The sequence below is a fragment of the Rhodoferax sp. U2-2l genome, assembly GCF_020594515.1.
Taxonomy (GTDB): domain Bacteria; phylum Pseudomonadota; class Gammaproteobacteria; order Burkholderiales; family Burkholderiaceae_C; genus Rhodoferax.
On sequence record NZ_JAJCTH010000009.1, the window covers coordinates 26,204 to 42,227 of the forward strand.

15 protein-coding genes are annotated in these 16,024 nt (G+C 59.7%); 9 read left to right on the top strand and 6 right to left on the bottom strand.

Translation table 11 applies throughout. The annotated features are described in order from the left end of the window. Positions 1–4 precede the first annotated feature (4 nt). Positions 5–967, bottom strand: coding sequence for a hypothetical protein (locus LHU53_RS09700; RefSeq protein WP_227332449.1), 963 nt, complete (start codon positions 965–967; stop codon positions 5–7). Positions 968–1,238: 271 nt separating this feature from the next. On the opposite strand from LHU53_RS09700, the gene LHU53_RS09705 reads away from it, so the two are divergent. From LHU53_RS09705 to LHU53_RS09745, 9 genes are all read left to right on the top strand, one after another. Next, a complete protein-coding gene (locus LHU53_RS09705) occupies positions 1,239–1,862 on the top strand; it encodes a class I SAM-dependent methyltransferase (RefSeq protein WP_227332450.1) in 624 nt (207 codons plus the stop codon). A gap of 203 nt (positions 1,863–2,065) precedes the next feature. Continuing rightward, positions 2,066–4,045 carry an acyltransferase family protein gene (locus LHU53_RS09710; RefSeq protein ID WP_227332451.1) on the top strand — a complete coding sequence of 660 codons (1,980 nt, stop codon included), beginning with the start codon at positions 2,066–2,068 and terminating at the stop codon, positions 4,043–4,045. A 137-nt stretch (positions 4,046–4,182) separates the two neighbouring features. Next, the gene (locus LHU53_RS09715) at positions 4,183–5,811 is read left to right on the top strand and encodes a GMC oxidoreductase (protein ID WP_227332452.1); all 1,629 of its coding nucleotides are present in this window, start codon (positions 4,183–4,185) and stop codon (positions 5,809–5,811) included. Then, on the top strand, positions 5,808–7,388 hold the full coding sequence (locus tag LHU53_RS09720) for a hypothetical protein (RefSeq protein ID WP_227332453.1): 1,581 nt from the start codon (positions 5,808–5,810) through the stop codon (positions 7,386–7,388). The genes LHU53_RS09715 and LHU53_RS09720 overlap by 4 nt, the downstream gene beginning before the upstream one ends. Further along, positions 7,381–8,532 (top strand): FAD-dependent oxidoreductase, encoded by a 1,152-nt coding sequence (locus LHU53_RS09725; RefSeq protein ID WP_227332454.1) that lies wholly within the window; start codon positions 7,381–7,383, stop codon positions 8,530–8,532. Before LHU53_RS09720 ends, LHU53_RS09725 begins: the two co-directional genes overlap by 8 nt. Then, positions 8,529–9,587: a glycosyltransferase gene (locus LHU53_RS09730; protein ID WP_227332455.1), complete on the top strand. Its 1,059-nt coding sequence runs from the start codon at positions 8,529–8,531 to the stop codon at positions 9,585–9,587. Before LHU53_RS09725 ends, LHU53_RS09730 begins: the two co-directional genes overlap by 4 nt. Further along, complete coding sequence (locus LHU53_RS09735; protein ID WP_227332456.1) at positions 9,587–10,360, top strand: NAD(P)-dependent oxidoreductase; 774 nt, start codon at positions 9,587–9,589, stop codon at positions 10,358–10,360. Before LHU53_RS09730 ends, LHU53_RS09735 begins: the two co-directional genes overlap by 1 nt. 79 nt (positions 10,361–10,439) lie before the next feature. Continuing rightward, positions 10,440–11,246: a sugar phosphate isomerase/epimerase gene (locus tag LHU53_RS09740; protein ID WP_227332457.1), complete on the top strand. Its 807-nt coding sequence runs from the start codon at positions 10,440–10,442 to the stop codon at positions 11,244–11,246. Then, a complete protein-coding gene (locus LHU53_RS09745) occupies positions 11,239–12,003 on the top strand; it encodes a glycosyltransferase family 2 protein (RefSeq protein ID WP_227332458.1) in 765 nt (254 codons plus the stop codon). The genes LHU53_RS09740 and LHU53_RS09745 overlap by 8 nt, the downstream gene beginning before the upstream one ends. Positions 12,004–12,012: 9 nt before the next feature. Here the strand turns inward: LHU53_RS09745 and LHU53_RS09750 are convergent, their stop codons facing one another. The 5 genes from LHU53_RS09750 to wecC all read right to left on the bottom strand — a co-directional run bounded on the left by LHU53_RS09750 (position 12,013) and on the right by wecC (position 16,024). Beyond that, entirely contained in the window at positions 12,013–12,441 is a 429-nt protein-coding gene (locus LHU53_RS09750) for a hypothetical protein (RefSeq protein WP_227332459.1), read from the bottom strand. Positions 12,442–12,682: 241 nt separating this feature from the next. Continuing rightward, positions 12,683–13,156, bottom strand: coding sequence for a hypothetical protein (locus LHU53_RS09755; protein ID WP_227332460.1), 474 nt, complete (start codon positions 13,154–13,156; stop codon positions 12,683–12,685). Next, the gene (locus LHU53_RS09760; RefSeq protein ID WP_227332461.1) at positions 13,153–13,440 is read right to left on the bottom strand and encodes a nucleotidyltransferase domain-containing protein; all 288 of its coding nucleotides are present in this window, start codon (positions 13,438–13,440) and stop codon (positions 13,153–13,155) included. The genes LHU53_RS09755 and LHU53_RS09760 overlap by 4 nt, the downstream gene beginning before the upstream one ends. A gap of 126 nt (positions 13,441–13,566) precedes the next feature. Continuing rightward, a complete protein-coding gene (locus LHU53_RS09765; protein WP_227332462.1) occupies positions 13,567–14,769 on the bottom strand; it encodes a TIGR04063 family PEP-CTERM/XrtA system glycosyltransferase in 1,203 nt (400 codons plus the stop codon). Positions 14,770–14,803: 34 nt separating this feature from the next. After that, positions 14,804–16,024: a UDP-N-acetyl-D-mannosamine dehydrogenase gene (gene wecC / locus LHU53_RS09770; protein ID WP_304621931.1), complete on the bottom strand. Its 1,221-nt coding sequence runs from the start codon at positions 16,022–16,024 to the stop codon at positions 14,804–14,806.

Below are 16,024 nucleotides of genomic sequence, written 5' to 3' on the forward strand. Positions count from 1 at the left end.
GTTTTCAGGCGAATCTTTTTCTGTACACCTGTTCAATCATTCTTGCACCTGTTTTCCAAAGCGGCGATGTCAATGGGGCGGGCTGTTGTTGCGCCAGCTTCGGCTGCAAGCCGTCAAATCCACGTACCCGAAAAGCATCACGGTTGCGGTCCAGAAAAGCGCAGAGCTTTTTAAACCGTTTCACCACCACATCGTCTGGCCTGTTTTTGGCCGGGTTGAGTAGCTCAAAGTTGTGCGACAACAACACAAACGCCCCTCGCTCTTGTTCTAAAGCCTGCCACAACAGCCCCTCAATTTCTTCATACGAACAAGCCGTCAATTGCGCGTGGCGCAGTTTGCCGGTGCCGTCGTTAAAGACCGTCATGGGGTACTCGTACATCCCGTTGCAGGCAAAAGGCTCCACTGCCGCCACGTTTGGCATCACACCGCTCTCGGGGCCAAAGTAGCTGGCGTTGTAGCTGCTGTCAAAAACAAGTCCGTTGGCATGCAGCGCATGCAGCGTGTCCTGGTTAAAACCAAAGTTGCCAGCGCGAAATGCGTTGATGTTTTTGCCACCCGCCTGTGTTAGCAGCTTCAAACCGGTTGCCAGCAGGGCTGTTTGCTCGGCTTGGGTGAACTGCCGCAGGTGTTGCCGATTGGCGTGTGGGGTGTCAATCACCGCGACAGGCGCCGCAGCAAGCCATTCAGCGTGCAAGTGGAGTTGCACCTCTTGCTGGTTTAGCGCGAGCAATTCGACGATTTCCGCCAAGGGCTCGGGGCCGAAGCGCAGCGAAAAAAGTGGCTCGACAAAACACACACTTGTCAGGCCATGGTCTTTGAAAACTTCGGCTTGATAAGCCAGCCCAAAACTTCCTTGACTGGTGGGGCCATAGATGTATTCACGGAATGCGTGTGGAAAACGATCTTCCAGGCTGGCGCCACCGTTGCACCAGATTTCAACATCAATCGTAAAAAAGACATCCAGCATGACGGTTCTCGGTTTTGTGAGGAATTTTGAAGTCGAGTAGATGCCAAAAGGCAGCGCCGTACTGTGCGCCGCTTTGTGGTTTCAGTTTACAAGCATATTCGACGGCTACCCACCTGATGCTGATAAGGTCGCAGAAGTTGATGCCGCGTACTCGACATCAACCACCCAACCTAATTGGGCGGCCTTTAGGAGACGGTTGACATAGCTGGCTATCCAATGCAACACTCAATTTGATCGTGTTTAGGGTAGACACAAATTGAATGGAGTCGAAATGAACTTTGAAAAGCAAGTTAACAAAGGGCACTACAACTTTAGGTCGTACATGGACAAAGGCCGTTGGATAAGTGTTTGGCACCAACTCAATGAAGTCATCAAACTTGACCCGGCGACGGTGCTTGAAGTCGGCCCTGGGCCAGGCCTGTTCAAAAACGTGGCATCCAACTTTGGTGTCCACGTGGAAACCATTGATCTGGACCCGGAACTGAAGCCGGATCATGTTGGCTCCGCGACCGCGCTGCCGTTTGACGACGCGGCTTTTGATGTGACTTGTGCCTTTCAAATGCTTGAGCATTTGCCCTATTCGGTCTCATTGGATGCGTTCAGAGAAATGGTCAGGGTCAGCAAAAAAGCGGTCATCATCAGTCTGCCAGATGCACAGTCGGTCTTCAGGTGGCAAGTCTGGATTCCGAATGTGGCGGCCTTTGACCGATTGATACCACCAATGGGAAGTAAACCGAAAGAACATGTATTTGACGGTGAGCATTACTGGGAAATCAACAAAGTAGGCTACATGCTTGACAAGGTAACTCAAGACTTCGCGAAAATCGGCAAATTAGAAAAAACTTATCGGGTTAAGGAAAATCCATACCATAGATTTTTTATTTTTAAAAAATAAAGTGATTTCGTTAATTTTTAACGTGATTTATTTAGCAAATTTCTAGTCTGCTGGCAGTATTTTTAATTTCTTGATGCATAGTGTGCAGAACCTTCTCACAGAGCAGGTCCGTTCTGCTGGGTGCATTGAGCCATCCCATTTGGTTGCCCCAAAGATAGCGACAGACCAATACGCTTGAGCGCTACGCACCTACCATCCACCGTATGACCGACCACACCAAGCCCAGTTTCAGGCTCGACATCAACGGCCTGCGCGCGTGGGCGGTTGCTGTTGTGGTTTTTTACCACTTCGGTGTGCCCGGCTTTGCCGGCGGGTTTGTGGGTGTGGACGTGTTTTTTGTCATCTCAGGTTTTTTGATGACGGGTCTGGTGGTCAAGGGCCTGGAGCGCGGCACCTTCTCTGTGCTGGGGTTTTACATGGCGCGCGGCAGGCGGATCGTGCCGGCACTGGTGGTGCTGTGTGCGGTGCTGCTGGCGCTGGGCTGGTTTGTGCTGCTGCCGCCAGACTACAAGATGCTCAGCACGCACGCGGTGTACGCGCTGTCGTTTTTGTCCAACGTGGAGTTTTGGCAAGAGGCGGGCTACTTTGACGTGGCCTCGCATGAGAAGTGGTTGCTGCACACCTGGTCGCTATCCGTAGAGTGGCAGTTTTACCTGATTTTGCCGCTGGTGCTGTGGGCGGTGTGGCGCCTCAAGCCCGGGCGGGCGGCACAAACCTGGGCCATTGGCCTGGGCCTGGCGGCATCGTTGGCTGCGTCGGTTTGGGTCACCGGCAGTAACGCAAGTGCGGCTTTCTATTTGTTGCACACCCGGGCTTGGGAGATGTTGGGCGGCGGGCTGGTGTTTTTGCTGGCGGGCAAGCTGACGCTGTCGGTTGCACAGAGACGCATTGTTGAGGCGGCGGGGCTGCTGCTGATTGTGCTAGCCGTGGTGGTTTTTGACAAAGGAACGGTCTGGCCTGGCTGGCGGGCGGTGTTGCCGGTGATGGCCGCCATGCTGGTTTTGGTGGCCAATCGCACGTCGGTGTGGACGGCAAGCGCCTTGCCGCAGTGGCTGGGTGACAGGTCGTATTCGCTGTATTTGTGGCATTGGCCGGTGGTTGTGGCTTTGGTTTATGTCGACCTCAGAGATAACCCCTTGGCCATGGTCGCGGGCATTGCGCTCACGGTGGTTTTGGGCCATGTGTCTTATGTGTGGGTAGAAAACACGTCGCGCAGGTTTTTGGAACTGCACCGGATACCGTTGGCGGCGGGTGTCTTGACAACGGCTGCCGTTGCCGTTGTGTTGCCCGCTGTGGGTATCTGGAAGCAGCAGGGGGTGAGAAGCCGGTTTGCGCCTGTCATTGAATTGGCAGCGGCAGAGGCCAACAATGTGAACCTGCGGCGCGGTGTGTGCCACCCGGGTGATGGCGTGGCGTATCCGTCGTGTGTTTACGGTGGTACTGCTTGGAAAGTGATTGCCTTGGGTGATAGTCATGCAGATGCACTGGTTAGCGCCATTGCCCAGGCGCAACCCAAAGGGGATGCCGGTGTGGTTCAGTGGACTTACAGTGGTTGTCAGTTTGTGGCGGGTTTAAAGCACACGCCCCGCCACATGTCGGGGCAACATCCTGATTACAAATGCAGTGCGTTCCTAGAGTGGGCGGTTTCCCGGTTGGGAGTATTGCCAAAGACGATCCCAGTCATCATCATCAATCGATACGCGCAAGCGGCCTTTGGCCACAATGAAGATCGTCGTGCGTTGGATGTACCTCAGGTGTACTTTTCAAAAATTGTTGACAGCGCAACGCCTGAGTTTTTGGCCGAATTTGGGCAGCGCATGACGCAGTCAGCCTGCGAATTGGCCAAGCACCGCACGGTCTACATGGTGCGGCCCATTCCGGAAATGGGTTTCAACGTGCCTAAAACGCTGTCAAGGCGAATGATTGTGGGTTTGAACAACGACTTGTCCATTCCCATCGAGGCCTACCGCCAGCGCAACGACTGGGTATGGGCGGCGCAGGATGCAGCGCGTGACCAATGCGGCATCAAAATCTTGGACCCCATCCCGTACCTCTGCCGTGACGGCCGCTGTTACGGTAGCCAAAATGGCCGCCCCATCTATTCTGATGATGACCATTTGAGTGAATTTGGCAACAAACTGCTGGTGCCGATGTTTGCGCGGGTGTTTAAAGAGCTACCCTGAAAACGCCAAAATCAGGTTGACTTCATGGACTGCGGGTCGCAGCCCGCAATGACAGCCGGTTTGTCAACGCGTACCAGTACGTACAACCAGACGTGGTCGAATTGCAACATGGTTGCTCATGTTTTGTAAGGAAGCTTATGTTGATCAAAGCCGATAGCCCGGGCGTTAGCGACCTTTCTGCCGACTTGGTGATCATTGGTGCCGGGGCGGCAGGCATCACGCTGGCGCGCCAGTTTGCCAAAACCCGCACGTCGGTTTTGCTGGTGGAAAGTGGTGGCCTAGAGCGGGACGAGGCGCAGCAAGACCTGTACATGGGCGAACAGCTGGGCCTGCCAGATTTGCCTTTGCATGTGTCGCGCCTGCGCTACTTTGGTGGCAGCACCAACCATTGGGCGGGCTGGTGCAGACCCCTGGAGCCTGAAGACTTTGCCAGCCGCAAAGATTGGCCTGAAAGCGGCTGGCCCATCAGGCGCAGCGATCTGGACGCGTATTACCGCCAGGCGGCAGATCTGGTAGAGCTGGGCCACAGCGCTTTTGATGACTTGGGGTTTTGGCAGCGCCAGCCGGGTGGTGCGCAGTTGCAGGCGCTGGCGCTGCCCACCGACAGGCTGCGCACGGCGCTGTTTCAGGTGAGCCCGCCCACCCGGTTTGGCGAGCGTTACCGGCAAGACATGGAGGCGGCAGGCAACATCAAGGTGCTGCTGGGTGCCAATGTGCTGGAGCTGTTACCCGACAAAGCAGCGGTGGGCGGGGCTAAAAAGGTGGCTGGCCTGGTGGCGACTACCGACGCCGGTAAGCGCATCAAGGTGTCTGGCAAGCAGTTTGTGCTGGCGGTGGGGGGCATGGAGACGCCGCGCATCTTGCTGTCTTCCACTCAAATGCACGCCCATGGCGCGGGCAATGAGCATGATTTGGTGGGCCGGTATTTTCAGGACCACCCTTGGGTGACCAGTGCCGCAGCGCTGCGGTTTGCATCCACACCCAAGGTGCCGACCCAGTTGCCGCTTTACTTTGACATCACCGAGTTGGCCGGTGCGCAGGTGTTTGGTGCCCTTGCACCCAACCCGGCCCGGGCGGTAGAGGCGGGCGTGGGTGGCTTCAGGCTGTGGCTGCGGCCCAGCACGGTGTCCAGCCAGGGCATGGATTCTTTGCGGCAAACCTATGCCGAGGTATCTGCGGGCAAGCTGCCCGATCGTTTGGGTGAACACGTGGGCAACATGCTGGCGGACTGGGATGTGATTGCCAACAACATTTACAAGACCGCGTTCAACACCCCCCACGATTGGCTGAATGTGGGCACCGGCAAAATTTTGGGGGCGTCGATTGACCTGAATTTTGAGCAAAAACCCCGGTTTGACAGCCGGGTTACTCTGGGCAAGGCGGTAGACCGGTTTGGCATTCGCCGCGTGAACGTGGATTGGCGCCTGGGCGACGAAGACCGCCGCACCGCCACCACGGCCCTGCAGTGGGCCGCCGAAGCATTTGGCCAGATGGAGCTGGGCCGCACGCGCGTCACGCTGGACCTGAGCCATAACAAGCCCTGGCCCGAAGACATGAAGGGCAGCAGCCACCACATGGGCACCGCCCGTATGGCGGCTACGCCAGACAAAGGGGTGGTCAATGCGGACAGTCGGGTGCACTCTGTTGACAACCTCTACATCGCGGGCAGCGCCGTGTTTCCCACCAGTGGTTATGCCAACCCCACGCTGACCATTGTGGCGCTGGCCTTGCGGCTGGCCGACCACCTGAAAGGGCGGCTGGCATGAGCGCGCAACGCATGGCGCTGGCCGGGGCCACGGCACTTTTGGGCGTGCTGGCGGTGTTGCCCATTTACTGGGTCACTTACATCCCCGCCAACGACTACCCTTTTCATTTGGCGCGCATCTCGATCTTGTCGATGGGTGAGCCATCCGGGCTGCTGGGTACGGTGTACCAGTTTGGCAGCTGGCTGCTGCCCAACATGGCGATGGATGCGTTTGCCCTGCCGCTGACCCCATGGATGTCACCCGAGGCAGCAGTCAAGCTGTTTCTGGCGGTGATGCAACTGGCTTTTTTGGGGGGGTGTGTGGCGCTGCACCGCGCGGCTTTTGGGCGCTACTCGGCTTGGCCGCTGCTGTGCGGGCTGCTGCTGTACAACGGCATTTTTCTGTACGGCTTTTTCAATTACCTGTTTGCCGCCGCGTTGGCGCTGCTGGGGGCGGCGCTTTGGCTGCGCTCCAGCCCGGGTTGGCCGCGTTACCTGGTGGCGTTTGGGGTGGCTGTGGCGCTGATGTGGGGCCATATGGGGGGCTTTGCGGTGTATGCCATCTTGGTGGGGTCGTGCCAGCTGCATACACGGCTGGCCACATCTGCCAGGGCCAATCTGCCATCGGCTTTGGTAGCTCTGGCGGTGGATGCTATGCCCTTCATCGCCGCGCTGGCGCTGTTTGTGCTGGTGTCCCCGGGCACAGAGCGCGCGGGTGATGGCCTGGTTTACAGCGCCTGGTGGGGCGCAAAGCCATTTGGCGCCTTGTTCACCCTGCAAAGCGGTGTGTTGTGGGCTGACGTGGTGGTGGGGTTGGCGCTGCTTGCCCTGGTGGTGGGGCTGCTGGCAACGCGCCAACTGGCGGTGAGTGGTGCGCTGCTGACGGCTGCGGGCATGCTGTGGCTGGCTTTTGTGGTGCTGCCGCCCGGTTTGCTGGGCTCGGATTTTGCCGATGTGCGCTTGGTGCCGCTGGCTGCGTTGGTGTCGCTGGTGGCGTTGGCGCCCAAGCTGGGTAGCCGCAAAAGCACCGAGGCGCTGGTTTTGGTGGTGGCGTTGGGCGTGGGTGGGGTCAAGACTGTGGCGCTGCTCAGTGATTGGCGGGCGCAGCAGCCCAAAGTCGACACCATCGTTTTGGCCATGCAAAAACTGCCGGGGGCGTCGACCCTTTTTGCGGCCACCACCGAGCCTTATCCGGGCATGGTGCTCACCACGCCGGGCGCGCGCGAAGCCTGGCACCCGCCACGCAAACACGTGGCCTCGTATGCATCGGTGCACGGACCGGTGTTTGTGCCCATGACCTTTGCCGACCCGCACAAGCAGCCTATGGTGATGGCGCCGCAGTACCAGGGCATCAAGGCGCTGCAGGGCGACAACCCGTTCAAGGTGCCAGCGGTGGCAGACCTGCAGGCGGTGGCTGCGCGCATTGCCTCGCAGGTTGGCGCACCGGACGGGCCGCCGCTGGTCGGTGTGTATCTGCTGGTGGTGGGTACCGAGCGCTATGGCGCGCTGCCTGTGCTGGCTGGCTTCAAGGTGTTTGAGGCGGGCCAGGGTTTTGCGATCTATCAATGGGCGCCTGTGGTCGGAGGCCAAGGTGGCTGACAAACGCGCGGTAGTCATCGGCGGCGGCTTTTTTGGCTGCGCCACTGCCATCCATCTGGCGCAAAAAGGCTGGCGCGTGGATGTGCTGGAGCAGGGTGACCAACTGATGCAACGCGCCTCGTACGTCAACCAGGCGCGGCTGCACAACGGCTACCACTACCCGCGCAGTTTTCAGACAGCCATTCGCAGCCGCGCCAACATGCCGCAGTTTTGCGAGCTGTACCCGCAGGCGGTGTTTACCGAGTTTCGGCCGCTGTATGCCATCGCGCGGTTTGACTCCAAGGTGTCGGCGCGGGGTTTTGCGCACTTTTGTAAGGCATCGGGCATACCGCTGCAGCGGGCCACGCCCGAAGACCGAAGCCTGTTTGACCATCGGTTGGTAGAAGAGGTGTTTGAGGCGGTGGAGCCTGCATTTGATTCAACGGCTTTGTTGGCGCAGGCACTCAAAGTCATGCCCGCACTGGGTGTGCGCGTTCACCTGCAGACGCGGGTGACGGGTGTGGCCCATGCCGCCGCAACAGCGCAAGGGCTGGAGGTGAGTACGCAGGATGGCGGCAGATTTTCCGCGCCCTGGGTGTTTAACTGCACCTATGCCGCGCTGAACCATGTCAGTGGCCGGGGCGGGCCGCCGCAGATGTCGCTGCAGCACAAGATTTCAGAGGTGTTGCTGGTGCAGCCACCGCCAGAGCTGAAGGGCCGGGGCATCACGCTGATGGATGGCGATTTTTTCTCCATCATGCCTTTTCCGGCGCGCGGGCTGCATTCGCTCACCCATGTGCGTCACACGCACCATGTGAGCTGGGTTGAAAACAGCCAGAGCGGCCAGCCGGTCAACCCGCTGCGCCAACTGGAAGACTATTTGGCTGGTCACCCGCAGGGTGCGATGGGCCGGTCACGTGGGCCGTGGATGATTCGGGATGCGCAGCGCTTTGTGCCCAGCATCCAGAACGTGAAGGTGGTCGAGCCGCTGTTTGATGTGAAAACCCTGATGACCAAAACCGCCGTGGACGATGCGCGGCCCATTTTGTTTCACCGTGACGCCGCCATGCCCAACTTGATCTCTATCATGGGCGGCAAGATCGACAATATTTTTGATGTGCTGACCTATCTTGACAAGCTGCTTTCACCCAGGAGTCCATCATGAGTACAAGCAAAGCCCCCGGCGCACGGCTTCCCCGGGAGGTGTTCCCTTCGGTGGTGCTGCCCTTGCTGGACGCCGAGGGCTTCATCGAGGGGTATGTGGAGCGCTTGGTGGCCCTGCTGCAGGCCGACTTTGAGTTTTACGAGGTGATTCTGGTCAACAACGGTTGTCAGGACCGCACGCAGGAGCGCATTGTCAGCTTGCAGGCGCGGCTGCCCAATCTGGCGCTGTTCAACCTGGCCAGCCGGTACAGCATGGCCATTGCCACCATTGCCGGGCTGGACCACGCCATTGGCGACTATGTGATTGTGCTGGACCCCCGGCAAGACCCGCCCAGCCTGGTCAGGCCGCTGATTGCGGCCGCGCTGGAAGAAAAAGACATCGTGTATGCGGTGACACGCGAGCGCGCTGCAGCGAAAACTTTTTATTACCAGATGGAAAACCGGTTTTTGAAGGCGCTGGGGCGGCTCAACCGCATCAAGCTGCCGCCAGCGCTCTCCAGCGCGCGGCTGTTCAGCCGCCGGGCCTTGAACTTTATTTTGAAAGCGGTGGACCGGCACCGGATTTTGTCGGTGGCGCCCGCGCTGTCGGGTTACAGCATCCAACAGATCACCTACACGCCCGAGCCGGTGCCCGACGCGGGTGGCGGTGGGTTGAACTGGTTTTACTCGGCCTACCGGGCGGTGGAGCTGACCCTGTCGCTCTCGCCCAAGCCCTTGCGGCTGGTGTCGATTGTGTCGGTGGGCATCAGCTTCATGACGGTGATCTACAGCATTTACGTGGTGATTTACTGGCTGACGCACGCGTCGGTGGCGTCGGGGTGGGCGTCGCTGTCGTTGCAGATTTCGGTGCTGTTTTTCTTCTTGAGCCTGGTGCTGGCGGTGATGTCGGAATACATGCAGCAGATTTTGGAAAACATCGGGAGGCGACCTTTGTACTTTTACACCACCCAAAGCAACAGCAGCGTGATGGCCTACGCGCCGGATTTGAACGTGGCCGAAGAGGGTGACCGTGCTTTGACGCCGAGCGCGGAGCCCGCTTTGGCTGCGGTGAAATGATGGGCAACGCCATCGTTGGCCACACCGGGTTTGTCGGCTCGAACCTGTGCCGGCAAACCACCTTTGAGTCGTTTTTCAACTCCAGCAACCTGCAGGACATCGCCGGGAAAAGCTTCGACACCCTGGTTTTTTCAGGCGCGCCTGCCAACAAGTGGCTGGCGAACAAGGAGCCGGACAAAGACCGGGCCAACCTGGCGAACATCATGGCCGTGCTGAAAACGGTGCAGGCCAAGCAGCTGGTGCTGATCTCGACCGTGGATGTGATTCCGCCCTCAGACACGCCGCAGGACGAGTCGGTGGACTGCACGGTGGGCCACAACCACGCTTACGGCGCGCACCGGCTGGCGCTGGAGCAGTTCATGCGGGCGCAGTTTGCGCAGCTGCTGATCGTCAGGTTGCCGGGGCTGTTTGGCCCGGGGCTCAAAAAAAACGTGATCTACGACCTGATGCACGACAACATGCTGGCGTCCATCAACCCCGCCAGCACGTTTCAGTATTACGACATCACCCGGCTGTGGGCTGACATGGGCGTGGCGCTACAGCACCAGCTTGAACTGGTGCACCTGTTCACGCAGCCCATCGCTACGCGGGACATTTTGCAGCGCTACTTTCCCCATAAGCAGGTCGGCCAAAACCCCGCACCCGAGGCGCACTACGACCACCGCACCCGCTACGCCGAGTTGTATGGTGGCAGCGGCGGCTGGATCGAATCAGCAGACGCCGTCCTGACCCGCCTGGGCGCCTATCTCACAACCCAAGGAGCAGGCCAATGAGCGCGATTGTCAGAGACGCGATGTGGCCCATGACTTTTCTCCCTCTCCCTCCGGGAGAGGGCAGAGGTGAGGGCTGCCTATGAAATTGGCTTTCAGCAACATTGCCTGGAGCGCGGACGAAGACCCGCTGGTGCTGGACGTGCTGCGCGCCCACCAAATCCAAGGCGTCGAAGTGGCGCCCACGCGGCTCTGGCCCGACTGGGCAGGCGCCACGCCAGCCGCAGCCGCAACCTATGCGCAGACCCTGCGTGAAGCCGGTTTTGCCACGCCGTCGCTTCAGTCGTTGCTGTTTGGTCGGACGGACCTGCAGGTGTTTGGCTCAGCCACGCAGCAGGCCGACCTGATCAGCCATTTGGCGCAGGTGGCCAAGCTGGCTGCGGCCATGCAGGCCAAAGTGCTGGTGTTTGGTTCACCCAAAAACCGGGACCGCGGTGAGTTGACGCCCGCTCAGGCGATGCAACACGCGGTGCGTTTCTTCCGGCAAGCCGCGCAGGTGTGTGCCGACGCCGGTGTGACGCTGGCCATGGAAGCCAACCCCAACTACTACCACTGCAACTTCATCACCCGCTGGCAGGAGGCCGAAGAATTGGTGCGCAGCTGCAAGCACCCCGGCTTGGGGCTGCATCTGGACACGGCGTGCACCGTGCTGGCGGGGGACGACCCGGTGGCCGCCGTGGCGCAGGTGGCCGACATCCTGGTGCATGTGCACCTGTCGGAGCCGGATTTGGGGCCGTTCACCCGCCCACGTACAGACCATCTGGCCGTGGGGGAGGCCCTGCGGGCGGTGGGGTACACCGGCTGGTGTTCGGTGGAAATGCGGCGCACCAGCACGCCATTGGCATCCATTGAAGAGGCGGCACAGTTGGCTGCGCGGTGTTATGGCTGAGTCCAATTTCAAAGTATCCATCGTCATCCCGGCCTACAACGAAGAGGCGGTGATCGAGCCAACCGTGCGGGCACTCTCTAGCGCGCTGGGCGCGGCAGGCATCACGCATGAAATTCGGGTGGTGGACGACCAGTCCAGCGACAGCACCTGGGCAATTTTGAGCCGCTTGACGCAAGAGATTCCCGCTTTGAAACCCATCAAAAACACGGGCTCAGGCGGTTATGGCCTGGCGGTGCGCGCAGGCCTGGCCAGTTTTGAGGGCGATGCGGTGATTGTGTCGATGGCCGATGGCTCAGACAGCCCGGGTGACGTCATCGCGTACGCGCAAGCCATGGCGGACGGTTACGACTGCGCGTTTGGCAACCGCTTTTCCGGGCAAACGCAGGTGCAGGACTATCCGCTGGTCAAAAAGGTATTGAACCGTGTCGCCAACCAGCTGATCGCCTATCTCACGGGTTACCGGCATTACCGCGATTTCACCAACGGGTTCAAGGGTTACCGCCGCCACGTGATCGAGGTCATGTCGCCGCTGATCAGCGCCGACTTCAATCTGACGGTGGAAATGTCGGTCAAGGCGGTGTTGTCGGGGGCCCGTGCCAAGATCATTCCCAACAGTTGGCGGGATCGGGACGGCGGTGTCTCGAAGTTCAACGTGGGTCGCCTGGGGCCGCGCTACCTGGCCACCATTGGGTATTGCCTGCTGGGCAACTACATCAAAAAAGCGGGCGCGCGGGCGCGCCAACCAGCCAGTGGATGAACCGCGGCTTCAGGCGCTGGGGGCCGACAGGGCAGCCAGCGCGCAGAGTTCAACCTCGGAGCGGGCCAGCACCCAGCCGCTGACCGACACACACCGGCCCTGCGCAAAATCGTCCTGGATGGCCGCCTGAAACGCCAGATGCAGCTGGCTGGTGTCGCAGGGCTGGTGCAGGTTGCCCTCCAGAAACCCCGCTAACCGCGTGCCCAGCGACGCAACGAGTGCCTGCGGTGTGGTGTGCGCCAACTGCGGCAACACCGCAGCACCCACCACCGCGGCAGGCGTTTGCGCGGCCAGGCGCAGCAAGTTGGCGTGGGCGGCGTCTGCCGAGGCGGCCTCTGAGGCCTCGGCTTGCCACGCCCACCCTCCCAAACCCAAGACCGCCAACCCGGACAGGGCCGTTGCCAGGTAACGTCTTCTGTCTGCTTTGGTGGGCATCATGTCGGTTTCTCCTTGGATCACAAATAGACGGCTGCGATGGATTTTGTCATCGATCGATCAAGATGTCTTACCCTGAACGCGACGTGCGCCAAATCAGCCAAGTGCAGAACTTGTCATGGTGGTGTCCCCAGTTGTCATTGCGGGCTACGACCCGCAATCCATGACTTCTGAATACATGGATACCCCCGGGTTGTGGCCCGGTGCAGGCTCCTCAAGCCCGGCATGACAGCCATCAAGCACCTCACACCAACCCTTTACGATCGAGATAGGCGCTGATGTCATCAAAGCATGTCATCACAAAATTGGCCTCATTCATCACCAGATTGAGCCTTTCCATGCGGTCAATCGTTTCTTCGGGGTAGTGTTGTGAAAATTTGTTGCGCAGCATGGCTGCGGTGCCAAAGTCTTCAGCCGATTTGATAGCCCCCAGTTTTTCCATCAGCAAGGTTCTGTCGCGGTTGGACTTGTCGCTGATGTCCTCTTGTTCCAAATAGGCGATGCCTCTGAAAAGCTGGTCTTGAATCATGGAGACGCACTGCGAATAACGCAAGATCAGCGCGTCAACAGATTCTTCTTGCGACTCTGTAAGCGATGCCAGACGCGTTGGTGTCAACGGGAAAAGTGCTGCATTCTTTTGCATGGAATACCGAAGCTTTTCAATATGCTGTCGGCAGGCTGTCAAGCTACTTGCCAGCATGGCTTGTTCTTTGGTCATAACAAAATGCCTCGCTCGACAGCAATTTGGTGAATGGGCAGATCAGGTTGTGCCGGATTTTTTACGAGCAGGTCTACACGGGTATCACAGGCCTGCTGCAAGCGGTATTGCGCACGAAGCCGCGCTTTGAGCGCAATGGGTTGGCTAGCCTGTAAGTAGATGTCAATGTCGCCACCACGACGCGTGTCGTCAGTGCGAGACCCGTACAGATAAATGCGGCCCGCTGGGTCAAGCTCGCCCATGATGGCGCGTAGCGCCTGAAGTTCTTTGTCACTGAGTCGCATGGTTTGAATGCTACCAGTCATTGTGCGCGCCCAGTTGTCATTGCGGTCTACGACCCGCAATCCATGACTTCTGAATACATGGCTGCCGGGTCAAGCCCGGCATGACAGCCTAACAATCAAACGAACTTACCTCAAAAGCGACTGGTACGGCCCCACATAGTTGGCCACGCTGTTTTTCCAGTTGCGCACGTTCTCCACAAACTCGCGACCATTGGTTTTGAGCACGGGCCACAGGGCGGGGTGGTTGAGCAGGCCCAGCAGCGACTCGGCCAGCGCGTCGGCGCTGCCAGCCTTGAACAACACACCGGTCTGGTTGTGCTGCACCAGTTCCTTGTGGCCGCCCACGTCGGAGGCCACAAACAACTGGCCTTGTGCCATGGCTTCCAGCGGTTTCAGGGGCGTGACCAGCTCGGTCAGGCGCATGGGGTGGCGCGGGTAGGCCAGCACTTTGATCAGGTCGTAGTATTTGTTCACGTCCTGGTGCGGCACGCGCCCAGCAAACACCAATTTGTCGGCCACGCCGAGCGCTTGGGCCTGTTGGCGCAAGTTCGCTTCTTGTGAGCCACCGCCCACCAGCAGCAGCTTGATATCAGGCCGCGCAGCCAACAACTGAGGCAGCGCCGCCACCAGCAGGTCCAGCCCTTCATAGGCGTAAAACGAGCCAATGAACCCGATCACCGTGCTGCCGGTCAGGCCCAGCTTGGCCAGCAAGGCGGGGTCTGGCCGGCTGGCGAGCTGGAACGATTCGACATTGACCGCGTTGGGGATGACCGTGACCTTGCCGCTGGGCACGCCACGGGCGACGATGTCGGCGCGCAGCCCTTCACAAATCGTGAACACATGGTCGGCGCGCTGGATGGCGCGGGTTTCCAGCCCGCGCGTGGCGCGGTAGCGCAGGCTGCCTGGGTTGGTGGTGCCGTGGTCCACCGCGGCGTCTTCCCAGAAGGCCCTGATTTCATACACCACCGGAATACCCAGCTTGCGCCCCACCTTGAGGGCCGGCAGGGCGTTGAGCACGGGCGAGTGGGCGTGGATGATGTCGGGCTCCACAATGCGGGCGACTTGCTCCAGCCGCTTTTCCAGCGCCTTCATCAGCGCCACTTCGCGACCCACCGGCAGGTCGGCCATCAAGCCGGTGCCGCCTGCGGTGCGGTAGAAATGCAGGCCGTCAACGGATTCCTCCGCCGCTTTGGTGTCGCCCTGCTTGGGTGAGGTGATGTGAAACGTGTCCCAGCCCAGCGCCCGCTGCTCGCGCAGGAGGGAGGCGGTGCGAAACGTGTAGCCGCTGTGCAGCGGAATGGAGTGGTCCAGGACGTGGAGGATGCGCATGGGTTAACTTTTAGCCGTATGTCGCCAACTGCGGTCAGCGCAGCACGCCCCGTGTATCAATCACCACCTTGTCGCGGATGCTGTCGGGGTCAATCTCTTTGAACTCGGTGTGGTCCACCAGCAGCAGCAGGATGTCGGCCTCTTTGAGCACCTGTTTCAGGTCGTAGAGCGGGAAGCTGAGTTTTTCGGCGTGTACGTTCGGGTCACAGGCCATGACGCGGCCCACGTTTTGGGCGATCAGGTCTTTGACGATCTCCAGCGACGGTGATTCACGCGTGTCGTCAATGTTGGCCTTGAAGGCCAGGCCCAGGCAGGCGATCACCGGGTCTTTGAAGCGTGCCGCCTTGGCTTTGACCTTGTCGATGACCCAATGCGGCTTGGCATCGTTGACCTGGCGGGCGGTCTTGATGAGTTTGGCTTGTTCGGGTGCGCTGGAGACAATGAACCACGGGTCCACCGCAATGCAGTGCCCGCCCACGCCCGGGCCGGGCTGCAGGATGTTGACACGCGGGTGCCGGTTGGCAAGCGAGATGGTTTCCCAGACGTTGATGCCCAGGTGGTCACAAATCAAAGAGAGCTCATTGGCAAAGGCGATGTTGACATCGCGGAACGAGTTCTCCACCAGTTTGGACAGTTCGGCGGTTTTGCTGTCGGTGAGCAAAATGGCGCCGTTGCAAAAGCTCTTGTACAGGTCGCGCGCCTGTTCGTTGGCGGTTTTTGTCAGGCCGCCGACGATGCGGTCGTTGTCCACCAGCTCACGCAGGATGTGGCCGGGCAGCACCCGCTCCGGGCAATGCGCGCAGTGGATCTTGCCGACCAGCTCGGGGCGCATCTCGACAATGGTTTTGTAGATGAATTCGGTGGTGCCGACCGGCGAGGTGGACTCCAGGATGACCAGGTTGCCTTCGCGCAGGTAAGGCACGATGGCGCGGGTGGCGGTCTCCACATAGGTCAGATCAGGCGCCTTGGGGTTGCCATCCACTTCCATGAACGGTGTCGGCACGGCGATGATGAAGGTGTCGCCTTCTTCCGGGGTGAGCGATGCCTTGAGGTTGCCGCTGTTGACGGCTGAGCGCACCAGAATGTCCAGGTCGGGTTCGATGATGTGGATGCGACCGCTGTTGATGGTGTTGACCGCGTGTTCGCTCACATCCACGCCCAGCACCTGGTGGCCTTTGGTAGCGAGCATGGAAGCGGTGGGCAGGCCGATGTAACCCAGGCCCATGACGATGATTTTTTGACTCAGGCGTGCCAT